Genomic DNA, 21515 nt, shown 5'->3' with positions numbered 1-21515 from the left:
GTCAGCGCCCCTCGGCCAGCAGCGCCAGCAGATATTCGCCATAGCCCGACGAGCGAAGCGGTGCGGCAATCGCTTCCAATTGCGCATCGTCGATAAAGCCCTGCCGCCACGCGATTTCTTCGGGGCAGCAGATCTTCAGCCCCTGCCGCTCCTCGGTAATCCGCACATAGCTGGCGGCATCGAGCAGCGAGGCGTGGGTGCCGGTGTCGAGCCAGGCAAAACCGCGCCCCATGATCTCCAACGACAGCGCCCCATCTGCCAGATAGGAGCGGTTGAGATCGGTAATTTCCAGCTCTCCGCGCGCGCTGGGCACAAGCGCACGGGCGCGCTCGACCACCGTGTCGTCATAGAAATAGAGGCCAGTGACCGCGTAGGAAGACTTCGGGGCGGCGGGCTTTTCCTCGATGGAACGCGCGCGTCCTTCTGCGTCAAACTCCACCACGCCATAGGCGGAAGGATTGCTCACACGGTAAGCGAACACCGTGCCGCCCGCCGCTTGCGCCGAGGCATTTTGCAGCAATCCCGCAAGGCCGTGGCCGTAGAAAATATTGTCCCCCAAAACGAGCGCGCTCGGCTCGCCCGCGACGAAATTCGCGCCGATATGGAAGGCCTGCGCCAGCCCCTCGGGCTTTGGCTGGACGGCGTAAGAGAGCGCCACGCCGAAATCCGATCCGTCGCCAAGCATCGCCCGGAATTGCGCCTGGTCTTCGGGGGACGTGATGACGAGGATGTCGCGAATGCCCGCCAGCATAAGCGTGCTGAGCGGATAGTAAATCATCGGCTTGTCGAACACCGGCATCAGCTGTTTGGAGAGCCCGCGCGTCAGCGGATAGAGCCGCTTCCCGCTCCCGCCTGCCAGAATAATGCCCTTGCGCGCTTGGCTCGCCATGGGCGAATCCATCGCAGCGCGGGCGGGGAGGGTCAAACACAATCTGGGAAGGTTACCCGATGCGGAGATTTGACAGCGCAGGGCGGCGCGCGCAATCGGTTGGGTGATGCAGCAAAGCGCGCCCGTGACTGACGATTTCGGCGAGACCGAGCTTCGCAGCTTTCTGGCGAGGGCAATGGTGGGAGAGGCTCCTTGGCCCTTTCCCGCTTGGGACGATGGCCAAAGCGAGGCTGCTTGGCAGGCCATTGCCTTTCACGGCTGCGCGCTGGCGATTGTCGAGGCGGGGAACAGCTGCGCCGATTGGCCGGATGCTCTGCGCGCGCGGCTGCTGGAGGAAGCGCGCTTGCAGGCGCTGTGGGAAGCCTCGCACAAGGCGCGCCTCGTCCGCGTTCTCGATGCACTGGCGGCGGGCGGCGTTGAGGTGCTGGTGACCAAGGGCAGCGCGCTCGCCTACAGCGTCTATCCCGATCCCGCGCTGCGGCGGCGCGGGGATAGCGATCTGCTGGTGACGCCCGGGCAAGCGGCGGCGGCGCGCAATGTGCTCGCGTCGCTCGGGCTGACACTCGATCTGCCGGGCACGATGCAGGAGATCTGGCTGGACAAGACAGCCAGCGGCTTTGCACACCAGTTCGATCTGCACTGGCATAGCGCCTCGGCTCCGGCGGCAGCAACGCTGTTTTCGCCCGCCGAAGCGCTGGCGCATGCGGTGCCGCTGCCGCGCCTTTCGCCCACGGCGCGCGCCACCGATCCGCTGCGCACGTTCCTCAATGATGCGCTCAACCAGGCGCTGCACGCGCGATCGGGTTATCTGGTGGAAGGCGCGTACCGGCGCGGTTCGTGCCGCCTCGCATGGTCTTACGGCACGGCGTTGCAGGCGAATGCCTTTGACGAGGAGGCGTGGCGCGCGCTGGCGCAGCTGGCGATGGAGCGCGGGGCCGCTCTGGTCGCTCTGCGAGCGATAGAGGCAGCGCAGCACGATTTCGCCGCCCCGGTGCCAGCCCAAATTCTAGCGATGCTGCGGGCTGCGGGTGACGGCGGGGCGATCGACCGCTTTGTCTTCCACAAGGACGGCTGGGAGCATCTGCGCGCGAATTGGGCCAATGCGGATGGCTGGGCGCAGCGCAAGGAGGTGCTGCGCGCCGCGCTGCTGCCCAGTCGTGCCTTTCTCAGCGACAAATATCCCGGCATGGCGCGCTGGCCGCTCACCGCCTTGCGCTTGCGCAGGATCGGCAGCGCGCTGTGGCGGCGGCTTGTTCCTAGGCGGTGATGTCTACCAGCCCGTTGGTCTGCAAATCGGCAAGCAGCGCGGCGATATCCTGCGCGATCACCGCCTCCTCCGCATCGAATTCGGCAGCAATCAATGTGGTGAGGGCGGCCTGCGTTTGCGGTGCTTCTCCCAACGCCGCCCAGATCCGCGCACCTACCGCGTTGAGCCCGAAATAGGTGCCCGCTTCGAGATCGAGCAGTACCATTTCTCCGCCAACTTCGCGGGCGACGATCGTGTCCTTGACGGCGATGCTTGGAGTGTCGGCCATGCGCTGTATTCTAGCGGCTCGCCGCATCTTCCGCCAGCCGTTCGACGACATTGCTTAGGCAATCAAATCGCCTCGGATAATCGAGGCGGATCATCGGCACAGTCCCCGCCAGTCGCGCCAGCCGGTCAAAATGCGCGGCGAGGCGCGGCTTGTCCTCGATATCGAGGATAAAGGCATGGCGCATCAGTTCGGCGAGCGCCGCCTGCTGGCCGAGGCGGGTGAAGGCGGGCGGGCCTTCGCGATTCTCGCCCAGCAGGTAAATCGCGCGCAGACCGGCGGGGTGTGCGTGGTGCGGTAAGCGGTGCGACGCGGCGAGGTCTAGCTTGTCCGTGCCTTCCGGCGCGCCGCCAGCATCGGGCAACAGCCGCGCCGCGCTATCCGCAAACAGCCGCAGCAGCGGCCGTGCCGGCAGCACGCGGTAAGGCGCGGCGTTGCCTTCCAGCCGGATGGCATCCTCCGCCAGAAACGGATGCCCCGCTAGCGCGCAGGCGGCGGCCAGCGTCGTCTTGCCCTGCCGCGATGCGCCGACAAAACCGACGGCTTTGTCGCCCATCAGGCAGGCCGCGCCGTGGAGGCTGACCGCGCCGCGATGATTGTCGAGCAGCGGGACAATCGCATTGTGCCACAGAGTATCGCAATCGGCCCGCGCCGTACCGGGCACGGGTTCGCAGCGGACCGCCAGCGTCTCCGCCGCGACCACGAAGTCGGCATTGCCGGGAAAGCGCACGCGAAAGCCCGCCGGGTCACGGTGGAACTCTGCCATGACTTCGCCGCTCGCCGCGATCCAGCGGTCATAGGGCAGGGCCGCCAGCACATCCTGCCCGCGCGCATCGGCCAGCGCGTATCCGTCGCTCATGCCCCGGCCATGCCCAGCCCTTCGCTGGAGAGGATCTGCGAATGCCAGGTCGACATTGCCTGCTTCTCTCCACCTTCGGGAGGCGTGATCGTCCAGTTGACGATGCGCGGATCATGGCGGATCGAAAGGCTCACCGCGATGGCATCGCCTGCGCGCACGGCAAAGGGCGTGCGGCATGGCAAAAAGGCATTGGCCCGCCCGATAGCGTCGGCAGCAAACGGGCTGTTGGTCATACTGACCGTGTCGCAGAGCGCCGCGGCGAAAAAGCCGCAAATCCCGTCCACCACCCCGTCGCGCGTGGCGGTCAGCGTGTCCTTGAAAGTAAAGAGGTCGGGGGCATCCTCGCGGAAATCGACGGTGGCGATGGTCGCAGGGCCGCTGAGCATCGCTTCTGCGGGAAAGCGGTGCGAGTGGATCGCATTGGCTTCATATTCGCGCAGCCAGCCAAAGGCAGGCGGCATTCCGGGCACGTCCCAGCGCGCCGCCTTGTCGCGCAAGAACGGGCTTTCGGCGAGCGCGATATGCATATCCATGCTTTGCGGCATGATCCGCCCGCCCGCTTTCAGCATCCGTTTGCGCGCATCGGCGAGCATCGCGATGATCCCGTAATCGAAGCCGAAATAGCCGATATGGTCGCACACCAGCAGGTCTACGGGCGTGGGCAAATCGGTCTCGAAGGTGGAGCCGCGCATGGCGGTGAAGCGGTCTGCCAGCCCTTCGCGCCGCATGGTCTCGCGGGCGATTTCGATGGCGGCGGTCTGGTCTATGCCGTGACAGTGCTTTGCCCCGGCTTCCAGTGCGAGCATGCCCAATATGCCGAACCCGCTGCCCAGATCGGCCACCACGTCGCCCGGTTGCACCACCTCGCCCAGCGCACGCGCATAGGCGGCGTTGCGCTTTGCCAGCGTAAGATAGCGGTAATGTTCGTTGAGCACCGAGGGCATGGCGATGCGTTCTTTGCACAATGCCGGTGCGAGGAACAGACCGGGCCAACAAAAAGAGCGCCCGCAGGCGCTCTCTTGTCAGCTTTCTTGCCCGCACCCAGAGAGCCTAGAGCATATCCATCGAGGTGCTGTCGCCGTTGAGCATGCCGCCGCTGCCACCCGTCAGGTTGCGGACGCTGCCGAAAACGGTGAGCACGGGGCGCTCGTACCGGGCCTTTTTCGCCATGGGTTGCTTCATTGCACCTGTTCCTGCTCTGGAGCCGCAAAATCGCGGCAAAACGCTACGCTGGAGAACGCTCCCCATAGCTCCCAAATGGCCCCTGCGTCAATTTCTGCGGCGTAAAATTGCCTGAAGAGCGCCTCCACGCCGTCTGCGCGAACCAGTTCGGCGAAGGGTTTGGCCGCCATGTGTTGCGAGCAGTAGGCGCGGGTTTCGCCTTGCAGTCGGCGGAAGGTGGAATCGAAAAAGGCCTTGTCGCCGCGCATCCGCACGCTTTCGGGCAGAATGCCGCGCATCGCCTCGCGGTGGAGCCATTTGCGCAGCTTTCCGCGCCGTTTCAGATGTTCAGGCGTCGCCGCGCAAAATTCGACAAAGCGCCGCGACTGCATCGGGCTGCGATATTCGATGCTCTGTTTCGCGGCCATCAGATTGGTGATTTCGTTGACGAGCACGGTGAAGGGTTCCTTCAGCCGCGCCAGCTTGTGTCGCTCGTGTTCCGGTGCGGCTTCCAGCTCCGCTTCAAAGCGCGCGCGCCGCTCCGCCAGCGCCTGCTTGGCTTCCTCGCTCAACCAGAACAGCGTTTCGAGCGGGTGCGGCGCTTGTGCTTCGATGCGGCGCAGCACCCGTTTGGCGGCTGTCGGAGCAATCAGCCCCAAGCCCTGCCGCACACCCTTGCGCAGCGCATAGGCCGCACCGAAATCGCGCCGGTCAGCCGCCAGGCTGCGTGCAGCCCCGCTCCAGTCGCGCAGCCGCAGCGTCTGGTTGAACTGCGCATTGCTGCCATTGAGCCAGACATCGCCGCCATGCCCGTTGAGGCAGACGCGCACACCCGCCTCTGCCATCGCTGCGTGCAGGCCCGCCATCATTGCCGCATTGGGAGCAAAAGCCAGCGTGGCATCGTTGCGCCCTTGCTCACAAAACCAGTCGAGCGATGGTTCGAACAGCGCGCATTCGGTTAATCCATGCCCCCAATGCGCGGCAACGCTGCGGGCATGGGCGATTTCGTCCGAATAGTCGCCCGGATGGCCGCGCAGGGCGAAACCGTGGAGGCCGGGCGCAGCCAGCGCGCCGTCTTGCTGCGACTTCGCTGCCAGCGCGAAAATGGCCGAGGAATCGAGCCCGCCGCTGACTTCGGCAGCAACCGGCGCATCGCTGGTGGCCGCGCCGCGCACCACTTCGTCTAGCAGCGCGAGATAGTGCTCTACATAGTCCGCATCGCTTGCATAGCGGATCGTCACCCCGGTCGGCAGCGTCCAATATTCGCGGATCGCGGGGGTGCTGCCCCCCTGTGCAAACGCCAGCCAATGCGCGGGCCGCAGCTTGTTGACGCCTTGCCACACGGTTTCATCCTGCGTGTACCAGCAATTGGCGAGATGCTCTGCCATATAGCCGGTATTGATCGGCGGGTGTTCGGGCATCGCCGCAATGATCGCAGCGATATCCGAGGCGACCAGCAGCTGCCTTCCGTCCCAATGCCAGCACAGCGGGCGCAGGCCCAGATGGTCGCGCGCGCAGGTGAGGCGGTGCTCCTGCGCATCCCAGATCACCAGTGCGAATTCGCCTTCGAACCGCGCCAGCGCCGCCTCATCCCACTGCGAAAAGGCGTGCAGCGCCGTTTCGGCATCGCTGGTGCCGGGCAGGTGCACTCCGCGCTCCGCCAGCTCGCGTCGCAACTCCGGCCCGTTGAGCAGATAGCCGTCAAAGGCAATGTGGAAGCGGGTTTGCGACGCGGGGCCGACTTCCCCGGCATGGGCGAGCATCGCGGTTCCGCCCCCGCTTCTGCCCGTCAGGCCGCGATAGGACATGGCCCCCGCCATAGCCTCCAGCACGGCGGCATCGACCGGCCCGCCATCGGCGCGGAACATCGCCGCAATCCCGCTCATCGGCAGCTATCCGCCATAGACCTGCGGATCGTCGAGCAGATCGAGCAGCGCCTGTAATTGCGGCAGGCCGAAATGGGCAGGCCACTGCGCCGGATTGACCAGCGCCTCGCACCCCGCCGGATAGTAATGGAAGAAAAGCAGATGGCTGTAACCGCCCGGCGGCATCGCCTCGCGGTAATGCCATTGCGCGCTGCCGCAGAACAGCAGCGCGTCATTCTGGCCCAGTTCGTAAGGGGTGAAGTCCAGCGCCGGATCGTCCAGCACATCTTGTGGCGAAGCGGGGCGCTGCGCCACGTCCATCCAATCGATCCGCCTGCTGAACCGGATCGGCCAGCGCACATTCTGCGCGATGCAATAATCGAGCGTATACATCGAGAGCGGCTGGTCCATATGCGGATCGCAGCGCCCCGTCGGCCCGTAGAGGCTGAGGAAATTGTAGCCCAAGGCAAGCTCGCAGCCGACTAGCGCGCTTACCTTGGGCAGAAGCGCGCGCTGCAAAGCGAGAAACGGCGGGTGATCGTGCACCACGTGGCGGCCAAACGCGGCAATCTCGTGTGTTTCCAGCGCATCAGGGCGGATCGCGGCGACTTCCTCCATGATAGCTTTTTGCTGAGCCGCGTCGAACAATGCGGGCAGCAGGGACGGTGCGACATCCGGCGGCGGCTGGAGCGGCGCGAAGCCTTCCACAAAGCGCGCAACTTCGCCGGGCGAATGCACCTCGAGAAAGCGGCGCGCCAAGGCGAAACGGCGCAGGAAAAAGCTGTCATACCAAGCCAGCCGCGCCTCCTGCCGCAGCACCAGCGCGGCGCACAGATGCGCGTCGCGATAAGCGGGATCTTGCAGGCGTTGGCTCAGCGGCTGGGACATGGCGGCGCCATCTATAGCACGCAGGAGCGGCATTTACGCCAGTGTGATTGGCGCAAGAGGGTGACAGCAATTTACCGCTGCCTTGGCGAAATGTTAGGCGCGATCTGCTATGCGCATTGCGGACATAGCGGATTTGCCCTAATTTCGCGAGCAAGTGGCAGCAGGAGGCTGGAGATGATCAGGAATGCAATCGCCGGAATGGCTGCCATCAGCCTTGCTGTGACGCCCATTGCCGTTGCCGCGCAGGACAATACCCGTGCGGTCGATGCCGCGATCTCGCTGGGCGCGACTGGCTGGTCGCCCCTGATCCCCGACGAAGAGGATTTCCTGCTCCCCGGACGCATGCCGTGGGAAGTATTCCTGATTGGCCTTGGCATTCTGGGCGGCGCGCTGTTCGCGCTGGGCGGCGATGTCGAGGAAGATGACGGCCCCGGCGATAATGCATCGCCCGGCACGGGTGGCTGAGCGCCGCCGCGCGTGACCTGACCCTTGGTGCGCTCGGCCCGGTTCCATCTCCAGCTTTTATGTGTCGCTGCGCTGCTGCTTGGCGGCGGTGGCGTTGCCTATGGACTGCGCAATCTGGCGATCCAGCTGCTGGCGCTCGGTGTGCTGGCTGCCCATCCGCAGCGCGTTGCCGGTTTCGTCCGGACTGCGCCTTGGGGACTGCGGGCGCTGGTGCTGGCAACGCTGGCGCTGCCGCTGCTGCAATTGCTGCCGCTGCCGCCCGCGTTGTGGCAGGCCTTGCCGGGGCGCGGCGCTGTGGCAGAGAGTTTCGCGCTGGCAGAGCTTGGCGCGCGCTGGTTTCCCCTCAGCCTTGACCCGATGCGCACGCTGGTGGCTTTTTGCGGGACGCTGGCTCCGGCGACGATTATCATCCTGGGCAGTGCGTTGCCGCGCGAGGACAAGCTGGCGCTGGCGCACACGCTGCTCTGGGGCTGCGTTGCGGCATTCGCGCTGGGCGCGATGCAACTGCTCTCGGGCAATGCCATCGGCCTGCTGTATGCCGAGCGCCCGCGCGCCGATGTGTTCTACGCGACCTTCGCCAATCGCAATTCGACCGCACTGCTATTTGTGACCGCGCTCACGCTACTCGCCGCGCTGCCATGGCCGCGCCATGTGCTGTGCCGCTGGGCCTGGGGTGGAGCGGGGGCCCTGTTTGCCGTCGCCGTGGTGCTCACCCAATCGCGTTCGGGCATGGCACTGCTCGCGCTTCCCGTACTGGTGCTGGCGCTGCGGCTGATCCTCGCCAAACGCATGACGGGCAGGCCGCTGGCCCCGATTGCGGCGCTGTTGCTGGGCGCGGGCGTGCTGGGTGCAGGCGCGATGGCGCTCACAGTGAGCGGCGAAAGCCGTCTCGCCACAAGTCTTGACCGGTTTGCAGGCGGAGCGAGCGACCGGCCTGAAATGTGGGAAGACAGTGTTTACGCAGCGCGCTTCTATGCGCCGGTCGGTAGCGGGATGGGGACGTTTGACGAGGTGTTCCAGCTGCACGAATCGCTCGAACACGTCTCGCCGCGCAAGGCAGGCAGAGCGCATAGCGACTGGCTGGAAATCGCTATCGAGGGCGGAGTTCCCGCCCTGCTGATCGCGCTGGGCTGGCTGCTCTGGATTGCGCGGGCGAGCCTGCGCGGTGGTTCCCCGCAAGGCACTTGGCTGAGGCTGGGCGCGGGGGCGGGGCTGGCCGCCATCGCGCTGCAATCGCTGCTCGATTACCCGCTGCGCAACCAGACTATGCTCTGCATGGGTGCGGTGCTCGTCGTGCTGCTGGTGCGGGCGCGGGAGGCTGAACGGTGATGAGGCGCCTTCTCTTCTGGCTGGCGCTGGCAGGCTTGGCGCTGGTGGCGGGCTTTGCGCAGCTTGACCGCACAGCGCGTTTCGCGCCCCAATTGGCAGGCGCGGTGCCGCCTGCTTTCTCCGGCTTTGCTGCAGAGCAGCGCACGCGCCACGCCATCGCGGCGCAGGATGGCGAGGACGCTTTGGCCGAGGCCCAAGCCTTGCTCGCCCGCCGCCCTTTGCCCGCCGAGCATCTCGGCCTGTTCGCCGTCGCCGCAGCGATGGCGGGTGAGGAGGAACGCTCGCGCGCCGCGCTCGAACTGGCGATGCAGCGCGGCTGGCGCGATCCGCTGGCGCAGCAGGCGGGGGCGGCCGCCGCCATTGCCCAAGGTGCGCACGATATCGCCGCCATGCGCATCGCCGCGCTTTATGCGATTGGCGAGGGGGAAGGGGCGAGCCTGTATGCGGCGCAGCTTGTCTCGACCGCAGAGGGCCGCGCTGCCTTTGCCACGCGCTTTGCCAAGGCAGGGCATTGGCAGAGGCAGGTTCCGGATGCCTTGTCCAATGCCGCCGCACCCGACGATTTTGCCGCCACGATGGCGCTGGCAGGCGAGCAGGACGCCGCCCTCGATTGCCCGCGCCTGACCCGCATTGCCGCGCAATACGAAGCCGAGGGCCATGCCACAGCCGCGCAAAGCCTACGAGAAGCCTGCGCCGATTAGTCCTGCTCGGGAACTTCGAACACACCCGACACGCGTCCCGCATTCTGGCCGTTGGCAGGGCGCGAACCGGCACCGTCGACGCTGGTGACGCCGTTATCGAGATCGATCGTCAGCCGCCCGCCATCGAGCCGGTCAGCCCCGCGATTGATCGCCACACCGCCCGACAGGATAATCACCCGCTGGTTGAAATCATACACCGCTGCATCGCCCTGCGCGCGCTCGGCTCCGCGGGTGACGACTACGCCGCCGCTCGCATCGATCCGCTGGATGCGCAGCGCGCCATTGTCCGTGTAAGCGATGGTCGTGCGCTCTGCCGTCAGACGCAAATCGCCCTGCGTAATCTCGACATTGCCTTGCAGCACCACGCGGTTCTGCTGATCCTGCAATTGCCCGAAATCGGCAGCCCAGCTGACCGGCTCGTTGCTCGCTAGGCCGGAAATTTCCTGCGCCCCTGCCAGCGAGCCGAACCCGGCGGAGACAACCGCCCCTGCCAGCAAACCGCCCGCCAGCCCGCGCAAAGCGAGTGTGGGGAGCGAAGGGCGTGTTGCAACCGATTGTGCTGTCATCACCATCACCTTACTCGAAATCGTCCATGTCCATCCCGCGCGGCAGGCGCAACTGCCCGGGCACCATCCGTCCGCGCACATTGCCGCGAAGGGTAATCTCTCGGCTCGCCAGATTGGCCGTCATCGAATCCGCACTGAAAGTGCCTGCGGGGATTACGCCGCTGATACGTCCGGTGCCCACCAGCAACTGGTTCGCCAGATCAATCGTCACATTGCGCGCCGACATATCATAGCCGTCTGACGCAGTGAATTGCACGATGCCGGGAACGCTCACCCGCTCGTCATCAATCGCATATGTGCCTGCGGCGGCGGTGAGCATGGCGGGGCCTTCGGGCAGAACGATCCGCGCGGTCAGGTCTTCCAGCTCGACCAGCGGCACACTGTTGCTGCGCTGCACCGCGACACCGGCGCCAAGCGAATAGGGCCGCCCGCTATCATCCTGCCCGCGATAGAGCGCGCTATCCACCCGCATCCGGTCATCCGCCACGGCGACCTTGTTGCGATCGAGCAGGAAGCTGACTTCGCCGCGCGGCGACAGCGGGGAAATCACCATCATCGCTGCAATCACGCCGACCAGCGCAGGCAGGCCCAACGCCAGCACGCGGACAATGCTATCGAGCGCACTGCCGGGAGCCGCGAAGGCCTGGCGCTTGGAGCGCATTCTGTCGGCAGCTGCTGTCATCACTCAATCCCAAGCGCCCGTGTGGCGAATCCTGCCTTACGCGTGGCTGAAAATATCCTCTTCGGCCCATCCGGCAATGTCCAGCCGCGCGCGCGTGGGGAGGAAATCGAAACAGGCCTGCGCCATCGCCATGCGGCCTTCGCGCTCCAGCCGTTCGATAAATACCTCGCGCAAGCGGTGGAGATAGCGCACATCGGACGCAGCATATTCGCGCTGCGCATCGGACAGCGTGGGCGCGCCCCAGTCGGAGCTCTGCTGCTGCTTGGAAATGCTTTCGCCCAGCAATTCCTCGACGATGGATTTGAGCCCGTGATAGCCGGTGTATGTCCGCGTCATTTTGCTGGCGATCTTGGTGCAGAACACCGGCCCTGCCTCCACGCCCAGATAATGCTCGATCGCGGCGAGATCGAAGCGGGCGAAGTGGTAGATTTTCACCCGTGCCGGATCGGCCAGCACGGCTTTCAAATTGGGGCAATCATAGGCGCTGCCATTGGCAAAGCGCACCAGATGTTCATCGCCCTTGCCATCGCTGATCTGGACAACGCATAGCCGGTCACGCGGAGTGACAAGACCCATGGTTTCGGTATCGACGGCCACGGGGCCATCGGCGAGCACGCCTGCGGGCAGGTCTTCTTCGTGATAGTGAACAGTCATCGCATCGCGCCTTAGTCGCATTGGGGATGGAGGGGAAGGGCGGCTTTGCCTCGCTGCTGGCCAAGCGTAAACAACAGAGCATGACCGAAGCGATCCCTGATAGCTGGAAGCCCGTCCTCGAACCCGCGCTGGCCACGCCGGAGGCACGGCAACTCGGCGGCTGGCTGCGCGCCGAGGAGGCGGCGGGCAAGGTGATCTACCCGCCAAGGGGCTGCCGCCTGCGCGCGCTCGAACTCACCCCGCTGGACAGCGTGAAAGTCGTGATCCTGGGGCAAGACCCCTATCATGGGCCGGGCCAAGCGCACGGGCTTTGCTTTTCGGTGCCCGAGGGCGTCCGGCAGCCGCCATCGCTGGTCAATATCTGCAAGGAGCTGGAGAGCGATCTGGGCATTCACCGCCCCCGCCACGGCAATCTGGAAAGCTGGGCGCGGCAAGGCGTGCTGCTCCTCAACAACACGCTGACGGTGGAGGCGGCGCAGGCGGGCAGCCATGCGGGGCGCGGATGGGACGCGATTACCGATGCGCTGGTGGCGGCGGTGGCGGAGCGTGATTTGCCGAGCGTGTTCATCCTCTGGGGCAGCCATGCGCAGGGCAAAGCGAAACGCATCTCCGCGCTTGGGCCCGCCACGCGCCACTGCATCATCGCCAGCCCGCACCCCAGCCCGCTCTCCGCCCATCGCGGCTTCTTCGGCAGCAAACCCTTCAGCCGCGCGAATGCGTTTCTGGAAGAGCACGGGCGCGGCGCGATCGACTGGTCGCTGTAGCGTAGCTGGGTGACAAAGGTTACACGCTGTCACTTTCGCAATCGCTTTCCATGGCATTGATTTTGAGTGATAATTGCGCTCACCTTTCGGGCGGACGGACAGGGTTGTGGCGAGGAAAACAATGGTAGAGGGTTCATATCTTCCGAATTGACAACTCCCCCGGCTGTAGGAAAGCTGTTGCGGTGACTGAGGCTCATCCCCGCACGGCGTTTACAGCGCGGCTATGCTCTGATCCGGGCATGGCGGGATGCGCGGGGTGTGGGAGGTGAGCGCGGAGTATCGGCAGAAGCTGGTCAACTGGCTGACGAGTATGCTGGTGCTCAGTCTGCTTATCCTGGCAACCTCTCTCTATGATTGGCTGGAAGAGGTTTACTCTGTACGGGAGGTTGGACGCTTCCGCGACGAATGGCTTTACGGGCCACTCGGCGAGGCGCTAAGAGGCTATATCATATTCTTCGTCTTGCTCTGGTTCTGGCATATGGCCGATTTCTTCCAGCAGGCGCCGTGGTCAAACCCCTGGCTTATGCGGTTTACAGACCATCGTTTGATATCGGTGTTGCTCTTGCTGCTCGGCGCCTCGCTGCTCTTCTACAGGACGGATTGGCTTAATGACCTAGGGTGCCCCGAAGTCATAGATTCTCCGGCCGCATTTGCCTTCGATGGCTGCGGAGCCTGGACACCTTGGTGGAAGGATGTGATCTTTTTGGCCCTAGTCTTGGCACTCCTAGGACTGACAATCATGAAGGTTGTCCTAGTTCTTGCGTCCTACGTCACGCGGATGCGAAAGTGGGCACTTTCGCTTTTGCAATCCGGCGATAAAGTCTCTCCATGACCAGCGCCCGTCCCATCGTGCTTGCTCGCAAATTCGCGCCATTCGTGCTGCCAGTGATCGCTATCGGCTTGGCGCGGCTGATGACCTACACAGATTGGGCAGCGGCCAATGCGACGCTCGCGGCGCTGCTGTTTGCGTGGATCGTCATGGACGCGCTGTGCCTCGCCACCATTGCCAAGGCTGTCGAGAAGAAGCCCGCAATCCACACCATTCTTGGCGCGGCTGCGCTTGGGGTGTGCATCGTCATTATCGGTGCATCGCCTGCGGTGCGCGCGCGGATTTTCGAGCTGCCCGCGTTGCTCACCGCGCTGGGCCTCACGGCAATGCTGTGGTTCGCGGTTGCCGCCCGCCGCGTTACCAAGGCATGGCGCGACGGGGCGGATATCGAGGCGGCCTTGAGCGAAGTCATGCCCGGCCCGTTCCTCAAATTCTTCCTCACGGAAGTGCGGATGATGCATCTCGCGCTCTTCGTGTGGAACGGCAAGCCGGACGTGCCCAAAGGCGCGCAGGCGTTTGGCTATCATCGCTATCTCGCGCCGATGATGGGGGTGTTTATCGCCCTTCAGGTGATTGAGCTGGGCGTCGTCCACTTGCTGCTTAGCCTGTGGAGCCCCTTTGTTGCGTGGCTTGTCTTCGCGCCGACGCTGGCGGGGCTATTGTGGTTCATTGCGCTCACCAAAAGCCTTCGGCTCAATCCGGTGTTGCTGACGCAAGACAGTCTGCGCGTGCGCACGGGCATTCTGCATGACTGCACCATCCCGCTGGACGCCATCGCCAGCATTGGCGAGACCTTCGATGCCAAAACTCTCAAGGCCAGATCGACGCTCGATACCGCGATCATGAGCGCGCCCAATGTAACGCTGCGCCTTGCGCGCCCGGTCGAAATGCCCGGCCTGATCGGCACCCGCACCATCGACCGTGTCGCTCTTCGACTCGACGAACCCGCGGCGTTTCAGGCGGCTTTGCGAAAAGCGACGGGCCTCTAACCCGCGTCGATCACCGCGCTCAGCCGTTCGCCTGTGCCGAAGGGTGTCGTCCCGTGGTAGAGGAAGCTGGGGAACAGGATCAGGCGGCCGGGTTGCGGGTCGATCACCGCGAGGGGGGCCAGCGCAAGCGCCATATCGGCAGGCGGGCGGCCCAGTTCGAGCGCGCCTTCGCCCGCCCCCGCGCCTTCGGGCAGGGCGAGGTGGCACGCGCTGCTAACGCGCCCGGTATCGTGCAAATGCGGCACGTGATGCCCGCCGCTCGTCAGCCGGACAGACCAGCTGGCGGTGATCTGCGCAGGCTGCGCGCCCATGTCGCCCAGCGGGTGATCGGGCGGCAGACCGGTGAGCTGCGCGCAATATGTGGCCAGCTTCGCCGCGAACCCGGCGAACAGCTCCTGCAACAGCGGCTCCGCGCGCAAATGCAGCGCGCCGCGCGTCTGGGTGCCGCCGCGCACGCTCTGCGATGGCGGCGCGGCGCGGGCTTTGTGCAGGGTGCGCAGGGCCTCGCACATGGCGCTGCGCTGTGCGGGCGCGAGGTCGAGCGCGAAGCCCGCCACCAGCGCGTCATGCCCCATCAGCCAGGTGTGCCGCGCATCCCCGCTCGCCCGCCAACTCACCTCGCGCAAGGCCCACAGCCGTGCCCCGTCCCCGCGCTTGGCAGGCTCTGCATCGAGCGCCGCAACCGCTTCCTCCACCGCCCCGCGCTGGAGCGCGTTGCGTGCGCATTGGTAGGCGTAGTCGAACGTGCCCGCAGGCACTTGGCCGAGCAGCGCCCGCCCCCGCCCGGCATCGCCCGCCAGCCCGGCGTAGCGCGCTTCGAGCAGCAGCAATTCGGGCACAGCGCCGACTGTGCGCTGCAATTGCGCGGCATGGTCCGCTGCCTCGGCAAACCGTTCCCGCCCCGCCAGCAGCCCGAGATACGCGTGCCAGAGCGAGGGATGGAGGCCCAGCTTGCGCAGCGCGGCCTCGATCGTGGCGAGCGGATCGGGGTGGCCGAATTCGCTTTTGAGCCGCGCGAGCGCCTGATGGCCCGAAATCCAGTCGGGCGCTTGGCCGAGCATCGCTTCGAGCCGCGCGAAGGGCGCATCGACCCCGGCCTCTGCCAGCGCCTCCGCCTCGGCAATCAGCAGCGCGCCATCATGCGGGGCCGCCTCCAGCGCCTGCGTCAACAGGGCCGCCGCATCGCCCGCCCCGCGCCGGAATGCGGCAAGGGCGTTGTCCCGCAGGGAGGTGGATTCGCCGCTCATCGCGGCAATTGCGTAGCTCCCATCAGCGCCGCGTCAACACTGGCGGCGCATTGGCGGCCTTCGCGGATCGCCCAGACGACAAGGCTCTGCCCGCGCCGCATATCGCCGCAAGCGTAGATCTGTTCGTCCGAGGTGCGATAATCGCTCTCGTTCGCGGCGACAGCGCCGCGCTGGGTCAATTCGACACCCGCCTGTTCGAGCATCCCCTGCTTGCGCGGGCCGAGAAAACCCATGGCGAGCAGGATCAGGTCGGCCTTCAGCGTAAACTCGCTGCCCGGCACTTCCTTCAGCTGGCCCTCCGACCAGTCGGCGCGCACGCATTTGAGGCCGGTGACCCTGCCGCCTTCACCGATGACTTCCCGCGTCAGGACTGCCCAATCACGCTCCACGCCCTCTTCATGGCTGGTGGAGGTGCGCAGCTTCATCGGCCAATCGGGCCAGGTGAGCAGCTTGTTTTCCTTCTCGGGCGGCTGCGGCATGATTTCGATCTGCGTCACGCTCGCCGCGCCTTGGCGGTTGCTGGTGCCGACGCAGTCGCTGCCGGTATCCCCGCCGCCGATCACGATGACGTGCTTGCCCGTTGCGGTCAGCGTGCCGCGCGGGGCGGCGCGGGTTTCATCGTCGCCCGCATTGCGCTTGTTCTGCTGGGTGAGGAATTCCATGGCGAGGCGCACGCCCGGCATTTCCGCGCCGGGAATTTCCAGCCCGCGCGGATGCTCTGCCCCGCCCGCCAGCACGACCGCGTCAAAATTCTCCTTGAGGCTTTTCATCGACACATCGACGCCCACTTCGGTGCTGGTGCGGAAGGTGACGCCTTCGGCCTCCATCTGCACCGCGCGGCGGTTAATGAGCGTTTTCTCCATTTTAAAATCGGGAATGCCGTAACGCATCAGGCCGCCGACGCGGTCCGACTTTTCGAACACGGTCACCGAATGCCCCGCGCGCGCGAGTTGCTGCGCGCAGGCCATGCCTGCCGGGCCGGAACCGACCACGGCGACGCTCTTGCCGGTCTTCTCGGACGGCACTTGCGGCTTGACCCAGCCTTCTTTCCACCCGCGATCGATGATCGAACATTCGATGCTTTTGATCGTCACCGGCGCATCGGAGATGTTCAATGTGCAGCTCGCCTCGCACGGGGCGGGGCAGATGCGGCCGGTAAATTCAGGGAAATTGTTGGTCGAATGCAGCACTTCCAGCGCGTTCTGCCAGTCGCCTTCATACACCAGATGGTTCCAGTCCGGGATGATATTGTTCACCGGACAGCCGTTATGGCAGTAGGGAATCCCGCAATTCATGCAGCGGCTCGCCTGCTTTTGCAGCGCCTCCTCGCTGTGCGGGATGATGAATTCGCGGTAATGCTTCAGCCGCTCGGCAGGATCGGCATAGCTGCGATCCTGGCGGTCGACTTCGAGAAAGCCGGTTTCTTTTCCCATTGTTCTGTAACCCTTATTCGGCGGCGACCGAGGCCGCAGCCTCGCGCTCGGCTTCGAGTTGCTTCAGCGCCCGCGCATAATCCTTCGGCATCACCTTGACGAATTTGCGACACGTCGTCGCCCAATCCGCCAGCAATTCCGCCGCCTTGGCCGAGCCGGTGTGCAGCTTGTGCCGTTCGAGCAGGATCTTCAGCCGCGCGGCATCGTGGTAGAGCGGATCGCCCATGCCGAAATCATCGACGCTGGCGGCGCGTTGTTGCGGCAGGCCGGTGCCTTCCGGATCGTCCGCATCGGCGGCAATCGGCAGCAGTTCGACCTGCGCCAGATTGCAGCGCTGGTGGAACGTGCCCTTGGGATCGTAGACATAAGCGACACCGCCGCTCATCCCCGCCGCGAAATTGCGGCCCGTACGACCCAGCACGGCGACAACGCCGCCAGTCATATATTCGCAGCCGTGATCGCCCGTGCCTTCGACCACCGCGATCGCGCCCGAATTGCGCACGGCAAAACGTTCGCCCGCGACGCCGCAGAAATAGGCCTCTCCCGCAATCGCGCCGTACAGCACGGTGTTGCCGACGATGATGTTCTCGCGCGGATCACGCTCGACATTCTCCGGCTGGCGCACAATGATGCGGCCGCCCGAAAGGCCTTTGCCGACATAGTCATTGCCGTCACCCACCAGATCGAGCGTGACGCCGTGGGCCAGCCACGCGCCGAAGCTCTGTCCCGCCGTGCCGGTGAAATTCACGCGGATCGTATCGACCGGCAGACCCTGATGCCCGTATTTGCGTGCGATTTCGCCGGATAGCATCGTGCCCACCGTGCGGTTCACATTGCGGATGGGGCGCGCGATCTGCACCGTCTCGCCCTTGGCGAGCGCAGGCGCGCACGCGGCGATCAGCTCGTTATCGAGCGCGGTTTGCAGGCCGTGATCCTGCACCTCGGTCTGGAACAACGCCTTGCCTGCGGGTGCCTCGACCGTGTGAAGCAGCTTCGAGAGATCGACCCCGTCGGCCTTCCAGTGGCGGATGGCGCGGTTCATATCGATGCGGTCGACCCGCCCGATCATCTCTTCCACCGTGCGGAAGCCCATTTCGGCCATGATTTCGCGCAGTTCCTCGGCGACGAAGAAGAAGTAGTTGATGACGTGTTCGGGCTGGCCGACGAAACGCTTGCGCAGTTCGGGGTTCTGCGTCGCCACGCCCACCGGGCAGGTGTTGAGGTGACACTTGCGCATCATGATGCAGCCTGCGGCGATCAGCGGCGCGGTGGCAAAACCGAACTCGTCCGCGCCAAGCAGCGCACCGATAGCGACATCGCGGCCTGTCCGCAGCCCGCCATCGACCTGCACCGCGATGCGGCTTCTGAGATCGTTGAGCAGCAGCGTCTGCTGCGTTTCGGCGAGGCCGATTTCCCACGGAGAGCCCGCGTGCGTCAGGCTGGTGAGCGGCGATGCGCCCGTCCCGCCCTCATAGCCCGAAATGGTGACATGGTCGGCCTTGCACTTGGACACGCCTGCTGCAACCGTGCCGACGCCCACTTCGGACACCAGCTTCACCGAAATGCGCGCTGCGGGGTTCACATTCTTCAGATCGTGGATCAGCTGCGCCAGATCCTCGATCGAATAGATATCGTGGTGCGGCGGCGGGGAGATCAGGCCCACGCCGGGTGTCGCATGGCGCACCGCGCCGATGCGCTTGTCCACCTTGTGGCCGGGCAGCTGGCCGCCTTCGCCGGGCTTCGCGCCCTGCGCCATCTTTATCTGGATATCGTCGGAATTGACCAGATACTCGGTCGTCACGCCAAAGCGGCCCGAGGCGACCTGCTTGATGCGGCTGCGCATCGAATCGCCATTGTCGAGCGGCGTGAACCGGAATGGTTCTTCCCCGCCTTCGCCCGTGTTCGAGCGTCCGCCGATGCGGTTCATCGCGATGGCGAGCGTCGAATGCGCTTCGTGGCTGATCGAACCGAAGCTCATCGCCCCGGTGCTGAAGCGTTTGACGATCTCCTCGGCTGGCTCGACCTCGTCGAGCGGCACCGGGTCGTTCGCCGGTTTCAGCTCCATCAATCCGCGAATGGTGAGCAGGCGCTCGGCCTGTTCGTTAACCGATTTGGCGAAGGCACGATATTTGCCCTGCGCATCGAGCCCCGGCTGGCTGCGCACGGCGTGCTGCAAGTCGGCGATATTGGCGGGCGTCCAGGCGTGTTCCTCGCCGCGCAGGCGGTATTGGTACATCCCGCCGACATCGAGCATATTGGCATAGATCGGATTGTCGCCGAACGCGGCGGCGTGGCGGCGCACGGTTTCCTCGGCGACTTCCTTGAGGCCAATGCCTTCGATAGTGGTCGCGGTGCGGGTGAAGAAGCGCTCGACGAATTCGCTGGACAGGCCCACCGCGTCGAAAATCTGCGCTCCGCAATAGGACTGGTAGGTCGAAATGCCCATTTTGGACATGACCTTCATAATCCCCTTGCCGATGGCCTTGATGTAGTTCGCCTCGACCTCTTGCGGGGTGAGTTCGGGCGCCTTGCGCTGGCGGATATCCTCCAGCGTCTCGAAGGCGAGATAGGGGTTGATCGCTTCCGCGCCGTATCCTGCGAGCACACAGAAATGGTGCACTTCGCGCGCTTCGCCCGTCTCCACCACAATGCCGGTCTGCATCCGCAGGCCCTGCCGCACCAGCTGGTGATGCACGGCGGCGGTGGCGAGCAGCGCGGGCATCGGAATACGATCCGGCCCCTGCGCGCGGTCGGACAGGATCAGGATGTTCTTGTCCTGCAGCACCGCCTCGGTCGCGGCCCAGCACATTTCCTTGATCGCCATGTCGAGGCCGTCTGCCCCGCTTGCCGCGTCCCAGGTGATGTCGATGGTCGCCGTGCGGAACGCGCCGTCGAGCACACTTTCGACCGAACGGATTTTCTCCATCCCGCTATTGGTCAGGATCGGCTGGCCGATTTCGAGCCGCTTGTGCGTCCCCGCCTCGCGCCCCAGAATATTCGGACGCGGGCCGACCATGGTAAGCAGGCTCATCACCAGATCCTCGCGGATCGGATCGATGGGCGGGTTGGTCACCTGCGCGAAATTCTGCTTGAAATAGTCGTAGAGCAGGCGGCTCTTGTTCGAAAGCACGGCAATCGGCGTGTCGGTGCCCATACTGCCGATGGGATCATCGCCATTGACCGCCATGGGCTCAAGGAAGCGCGAAATGTCTTCCTGCGTGTAGCCGAAGGCCTGCTGGCGATCGAGCAGGCTGACATCATGTTGCAGCACCGCCTCGGCATCGGTTTCGATCGCCTCGATGTCTTTGAGCTTGTATTGCGCGGCTTCGAGCCATTCCTCGTACGGATGCGCGGCGGCGAGTTCGGCCTTAAGCTCTTCATCCTCGATGATGCGGCCTTGCTCCAGATCGATCAGCAGCATCCGGCCGGGCTGGAGGCGCCATTTGCGCACGATATTCTCTTCGGCGAAGGGCAGCACGCCGCTTTCGGAGGCAAGGCAGACGAGATCGTCCTTGGTCACGCAATAGCGCGCGGGGCGCAGGCCGTTGCGGTCCAGCGTGGCGGCGATCTGGCGACCATCGGAGAAAGCGACCGAGGCGGGGCCGTCCCACGGCTCCATCAAGGCGGCGTGATATTCGTAGAATGCGCGCCGCTTGGGATCCATCAGATCGTTTTTCGCCCATGCTTCGGGGATCAGCACCATCATCGCATGGGCGAGGCTGTATCCGCCAAGCAGCAGCAATTCCAAGGCGTTATCAAGGCAAGCGGTGTCGGACTGGCCATGCGGCACAATCGGCCACAGCTTGTCGAGATCGGCGCCGAACAGGTCGGATTCCATCGTCCGGCGGCGGGCGTTCATCCAGTTCACATTGCCGCGCACCGTGTTGATCTCGCCATTGTGGCATATGAAACGGAAGGGCTGCGCCAGCCGCCAGCTGGGGAAGGTGTTGGTGGAGAAGCGCTGGTGCACCAGACCAAGCGCGCTCTGGCAATCGGGATTGCGCAAATCATCGTAAAAACTGCCGACCTGATCGGCGAGCAGCAGCCCCTTATACACCACCGTCCGGCTGGAGAAGCTCGGCATATAGAGTTTGGTGATGGCGGGCATGGCATGCTTTTCAGCGAGCTCTGCCAGAGGGTTCTGCGTCTGCTTGCGGATTACGATCAGCTTGCGCTCGAACGCATCCTGATCGGCGCAATTGTCGCCGCGGGCGATAAAGCACTGGCGGATCATCGGCATCGAAGCCAGCACCGCTTTGCCCAGCCCGTCGAGCGTGGTCGGCACGTCGCGCCAGCCGATCAGGCGCTGGCCTTCCTTGGCGATGAATTTTTCGAACTGCTCGGTGATGAAAGCGCGGGCGGTGTCGTCCTGCGGCAGGAAACACATGGCGACGGCATATTCGCCTGCGGGGGGCAGGGTGAGGCCTTCGCTGTCGGCCCATTTGCGATAAAGCACATCGGGAATCTGGATCAGAATGCCCGCGCCATCGCCCAGCAACGGATCAGCGCCCACCGCGCCGCGATGATCGAGATTCGCCAGAATTTCCAGCGCCTGCGTAATAATGCCGTGCGATTTGACGCCTTTGATATGGGCGACAAAGCCCATGCCGCAATTGTCATGCTCGTTTACGCTGTCATACAGGCCTTGATTGGCTGGGGGCG

At 64.8% G+C, this 21515-nt stretch carries 20 protein-coding genes; 7 read left to right on the top strand and 13 right to left on the bottom strand.

What is annotated here, in order from left to right; all coding sequences use genetic code 11:
• Nucleotide 1: 1 nt before the first annotated feature.
• Entirely contained in the window at nt 2-889 is an 888-nt protein-coding gene (rfbA, locus tag GC121_RS04310; RefSeq protein ID WP_151972926.1) for a glucose-1-phosphate thymidylyltransferase RfbA, read from the bottom strand.
• A 124-nt stretch (nt 890-1013) separates the two neighbouring features.
• Here rfbA and GC121_RS04305 point away from each other — a divergent pair, with 124 nt between their 5' ends.
• Nucleotides 1014-2156, top strand: coding sequence for a nucleotidyltransferase family protein (locus GC121_RS04305; RefSeq protein WP_199857747.1), 1143 nt, complete (start codon nt 1014-1016; stop codon nt 2154-2156).
• On the opposite strand, the gene GC121_RS04300 is transcribed toward GC121_RS04305, so the two are convergent.
• From GC121_RS04300 to GC121_RS04275, 6 genes are all read right to left on the bottom strand, one after another.
• Nucleotides 2146-2424, bottom strand: coding sequence for a PqqD family protein (locus GC121_RS04300; protein ID WP_199857746.1), 279 nt, complete (start codon nt 2422-2424; stop codon nt 2146-2148). The two genes, GC121_RS04305 and GC121_RS04300, sit on opposite strands and share 11 nt — an antisense overlap.
• A 10-nt stretch (nt 2425-2434) precedes the next feature.
• Nucleotides 2435-3280 carry a hypothetical protein gene (locus tag GC121_RS04295; protein WP_151972923.1) on the bottom strand — a complete coding sequence of 282 codons (846 nt, stop codon included), beginning with the start codon at nt 3278-3280 and terminating at the stop codon, nt 2435-2437.
• Entirely contained in the window at nt 3277-4224 is a 948-nt protein-coding gene (locus GC121_RS04290) for a 50S ribosomal protein L11 methyltransferase (RefSeq protein WP_151972922.1), read from the bottom strand. The genes GC121_RS04295 and GC121_RS04290 overlap by 4 nt, the downstream gene beginning before the upstream one ends.
• A 106-nt stretch (nt 4225-4330) precedes the next feature.
• Nucleotides 4331-4462 carry a lasso RiPP family leader peptide-containing protein gene (locus GC121_RS04285; RefSeq protein ID WP_199857745.1) on the bottom strand — a complete coding sequence of 44 codons (132 nt, stop codon included), beginning with the start codon at nt 4460-4462 and terminating at the stop codon, nt 4331-4333.
• Complete coding sequence (locus tag GC121_RS04280) at nt 4459-6327, bottom strand: asparagine synthetase B (protein ID WP_151972920.1); 1869 nt, start codon at nt 6325-6327, stop codon at nt 4459-4461. Before GC121_RS04280 ends, GC121_RS04285 begins: the two co-directional genes overlap by 4 nt.
• Nucleotides 6328-6333: 6 nt before the next feature.
• Nucleotides 6334-7227: a hypothetical protein gene (locus GC121_RS04275; protein WP_151972919.1), complete on the bottom strand. Its 894-nt coding sequence runs from the start codon at nt 7225-7227 to the stop codon at nt 6334-6336.
• A gap of 141 nt (nt 7228-7368) precedes the next feature.
• Between GC121_RS04275 and GC121_RS04270 the strand changes: the two genes are divergently transcribed.
• From GC121_RS04270 to GC121_RS04260, 3 genes are read left to right on the top strand one after another with little or no spacing between them, the layout of a single operon-like run.
• The gene (locus tag GC121_RS04270; RefSeq protein ID WP_151972918.1) at nt 7369-7659 is read left to right on the top strand and encodes a hypothetical protein; all 291 of its coding nucleotides are present in this window, start codon (nt 7369-7371) and stop codon (nt 7657-7659) included.
• 27 nt (nt 7660-7686) lie between these two features.
• Nucleotides 7687-8988, top strand: coding sequence for an O-antigen ligase (locus tag GC121_RS04265; RefSeq protein ID WP_151972917.1), 1302 nt, complete (start codon nt 7687-7689; stop codon nt 8986-8988).
• Nucleotides 8988-9689, top strand: coding sequence for a hypothetical protein (locus GC121_RS04260; RefSeq protein WP_151972916.1), 702 nt, complete (start codon nt 8988-8990; stop codon nt 9687-9689). Before GC121_RS04265 ends, GC121_RS04260 begins: the two co-directional genes overlap by 1 nt.
• On the opposite strand, the gene GC121_RS04255 is transcribed toward GC121_RS04260, so the two are convergent.
• From GC121_RS04255 to GC121_RS04245, 3 genes are read right to left on the bottom strand one after another with little or no spacing between them, the layout of a single operon-like run.
• Nucleotides 9686-10255 (bottom strand): LptA/OstA family protein, encoded by a 570-nt coding sequence (locus GC121_RS04255; RefSeq protein ID WP_151972915.1) that lies wholly within the window; start codon nt 10253-10255, stop codon nt 9686-9688. The genes GC121_RS04260 and GC121_RS04255 overlap by 4 nt on opposite strands.
• A 10-nt stretch (nt 10256-10265) precedes the next feature.
• Entirely contained in the window at nt 10266-10937 is a 672-nt protein-coding gene (lptC, locus tag GC121_RS04250) for an LPS export ABC transporter periplasmic protein LptC (protein ID WP_151972914.1), read from the bottom strand.
• Nucleotides 10938-10973: 36 nt separating this feature from the next.
• The gene (locus GC121_RS04245) at nt 10974-11591 is read right to left on the bottom strand and encodes a ribonuclease D (RefSeq protein ID WP_151972913.1); all 618 of its coding nucleotides are present in this window, start codon (nt 11589-11591) and stop codon (nt 10974-10976) included.
• A gap of 80 nt (nt 11592-11671) precedes the next feature.
• Here GC121_RS04245 and ung point away from each other — a divergent pair, with 80 nt between their 5' ends.
• The 3 genes from ung to GC121_RS04230 all read left to right on the top strand — a co-directional run bounded on the left by ung (nt 11672) and on the right by GC121_RS04230 (nt 14173).
• The gene (gene ung / locus GC121_RS04240; RefSeq protein ID WP_151972912.1) at nt 11672-12355 is read left to right on the top strand and encodes a uracil-DNA glycosylase; all 684 of its coding nucleotides are present in this window, start codon (nt 11672-11674) and stop codon (nt 12353-12355) included.
• 265 nt (nt 12356-12620) lie between these two features.
• A complete protein-coding gene (locus GC121_RS04235; RefSeq protein ID WP_151972911.1) occupies nt 12621-13187 on the top strand; it encodes a hypothetical protein in 567 nt (188 codons plus the stop codon).
• On the top strand, nt 13184-14173 hold the full coding sequence (locus GC121_RS04230) for a hypothetical protein (protein WP_151972910.1): 990 nt from the start codon (nt 13184-13186) through the stop codon (nt 14171-14173). The genes GC121_RS04235 and GC121_RS04230 overlap by 4 nt, the downstream gene beginning before the upstream one ends.
• On the opposite strand, the gene GC121_RS04225 is transcribed toward GC121_RS04230, so the two are convergent.
• Genes GC121_RS04225 through gltB form a run of 3 tightly spaced genes read right to left on the bottom strand, consistent with a single transcriptional unit; the run spans nt 14170 to nt 21459 of the window.
• Nucleotides 14170-15420: a putative 2OG-Fe(II) oxygenase gene (locus GC121_RS04225; protein WP_151972909.1), complete on the bottom strand. Its 1251-nt coding sequence runs from the start codon at nt 15418-15420 to the stop codon at nt 14170-14172. The two genes, GC121_RS04230 and GC121_RS04225, sit on opposite strands and share 4 nt — an antisense overlap.
• Nucleotides 15417-16853, bottom strand: coding sequence for a glutamate synthase subunit beta (locus GC121_RS04220; RefSeq protein WP_151972908.1), 1437 nt, complete (start codon nt 16851-16853; stop codon nt 15417-15419). Before GC121_RS04220 ends, GC121_RS04225 begins: the two co-directional genes overlap by 4 nt.
• A 13-nt stretch (nt 16854-16866) precedes the next feature.
• Nucleotides 16867-21459, bottom strand: a complete 4593-nt coding sequence (gene gltB, locus GC121_RS04215; RefSeq protein WP_234421310.1) for a glutamate synthase large subunit — start codon at nt 21457-21459, stop codon at nt 16867-16869.
• Between the last annotated feature and the right edge of the window lie 56 nt (nt 21460-21515).

This window comes from Erythrobacter sp. EC-HK427, from assembly GCF_902498745.1.
Lineage (GTDB): Bacteria > Pseudomonadota > Alphaproteobacteria > Sphingomonadales > Sphingomonadaceae > Alteraurantiacibacter.
The sequence above is the reverse complement of the archived record's forward strand: the minus strand, read 5'-3'. Positions and strand labels throughout refer to the sequence as shown.

What these genes read in the sequence shown, in the direction of transcription:
- rfbA (WP_151972926.1), bottom strand. Translation starts at nt 889, where the DNA reads ATGGCGAGCCAAGCGCGCAAGGGCATTATTCTGGCAGGCGGGAGCGGG.
- GC121_RS04300 (WP_199857746.1), bottom strand. Translation starts at nt 2,424, where the DNA reads ATGGCCGACACTCCAAGCATCGCCGTCAAGGACACGATCGTCGCCCGC.
- GC121_RS04295 (WP_151972923.1), bottom strand. Translation starts at nt 3,280, where the DNA reads ATGAGCGACGGATACGCGCTGGCCGATGCGCGCGGGCAGGATGTGCTG.
- GC121_RS04290 (WP_151972922.1), bottom strand. Translation starts at nt 4,224, where the DNA reads ATGCCCTCGGTGCTCAACGAACATTACCGCTATCTTACGCTGGCAAAG.
- GC121_RS04285 (WP_199857745.1), bottom strand. Translation starts at nt 4,462, where the DNA reads ATGAAGCAACCCATGGCGAAAAAGGCCCGGTACGAGCGCCCCGTGCTC.
- GC121_RS04280 (WP_151972920.1), bottom strand. Translation starts at nt 6,327, where the DNA reads ATGAGCGGGATTGCGGCGATGTTCCGCGCCGATGGCGGGCCGGTCGAT.
- GC121_RS04275 (WP_151972919.1), bottom strand. Translation starts at nt 7,227, where the DNA reads ATGCCGCTCCTGCGTGCTATAGATGGCGCCGCCATGTCCCAGCCGCTG.
- GC121_RS04270 (WP_151972918.1), top strand. Translation starts at nt 7,369, where the DNA reads ATGATCAGGAATGCAATCGCCGGAATGGCTGCCATCAGCCTTGCTGTG.
- GC121_RS04260 (WP_151972916.1), top strand. Translation starts at nt 8,988, where the DNA reads ATGAGGCGCCTTCTCTTCTGGCTGGCGCTGGCAGGCTTGGCGCTGGTG.
- GC121_RS04255 (WP_151972915.1), bottom strand. Translation starts at nt 10,255, where the DNA reads ATGACAGCACAATCGGTTGCAACACGCCCTTCGCTCCCCACACTCGCT.
- lptC (WP_151972914.1), bottom strand. Translation starts at nt 10,937, where the DNA reads ATGACAGCAGCTGCCGACAGAATGCGCTCCAAGCGCCAGGCCTTCGCG.
- GC121_RS04245 (WP_151972913.1), bottom strand. Translation starts at nt 11,591, where the DNA reads ATGACTGTTCACTATCACGAAGAAGACCTGCCCGCAGGCGTGCTCGCC.
- ung (WP_151972912.1), top strand. Translation starts at nt 11,672, where the DNA reads ATGACCGAAGCGATCCCTGATAGCTGGAAGCCCGTCCTCGAACCCGCG.
- GC121_RS04230 (WP_151972910.1), top strand. Translation starts at nt 13,184, where the DNA reads ATGACCAGCGCCCGTCCCATCGTGCTTGCTCGCAAATTCGCGCCATTC.
- GC121_RS04225 (WP_151972909.1), bottom strand. Translation starts at nt 15,420, where the DNA reads ATGAGCGGCGAATCCACCTCCCTGCGGGACAACGCCCTTGCCGCATTC.
- GC121_RS04220 (WP_151972908.1), bottom strand. Translation starts at nt 16,853, where the DNA reads ATGGGAAAAGAAACCGGCTTTCTCGAAGTCGACCGCCAGGATCGCAGC.
- gltB (WP_234421310.1), bottom strand. Translation starts at nt 21,459, where the DNA reads ATGGGCTTTGTCGCCCATATCAAAGGCGTCAAATCGCACGGCATTATT.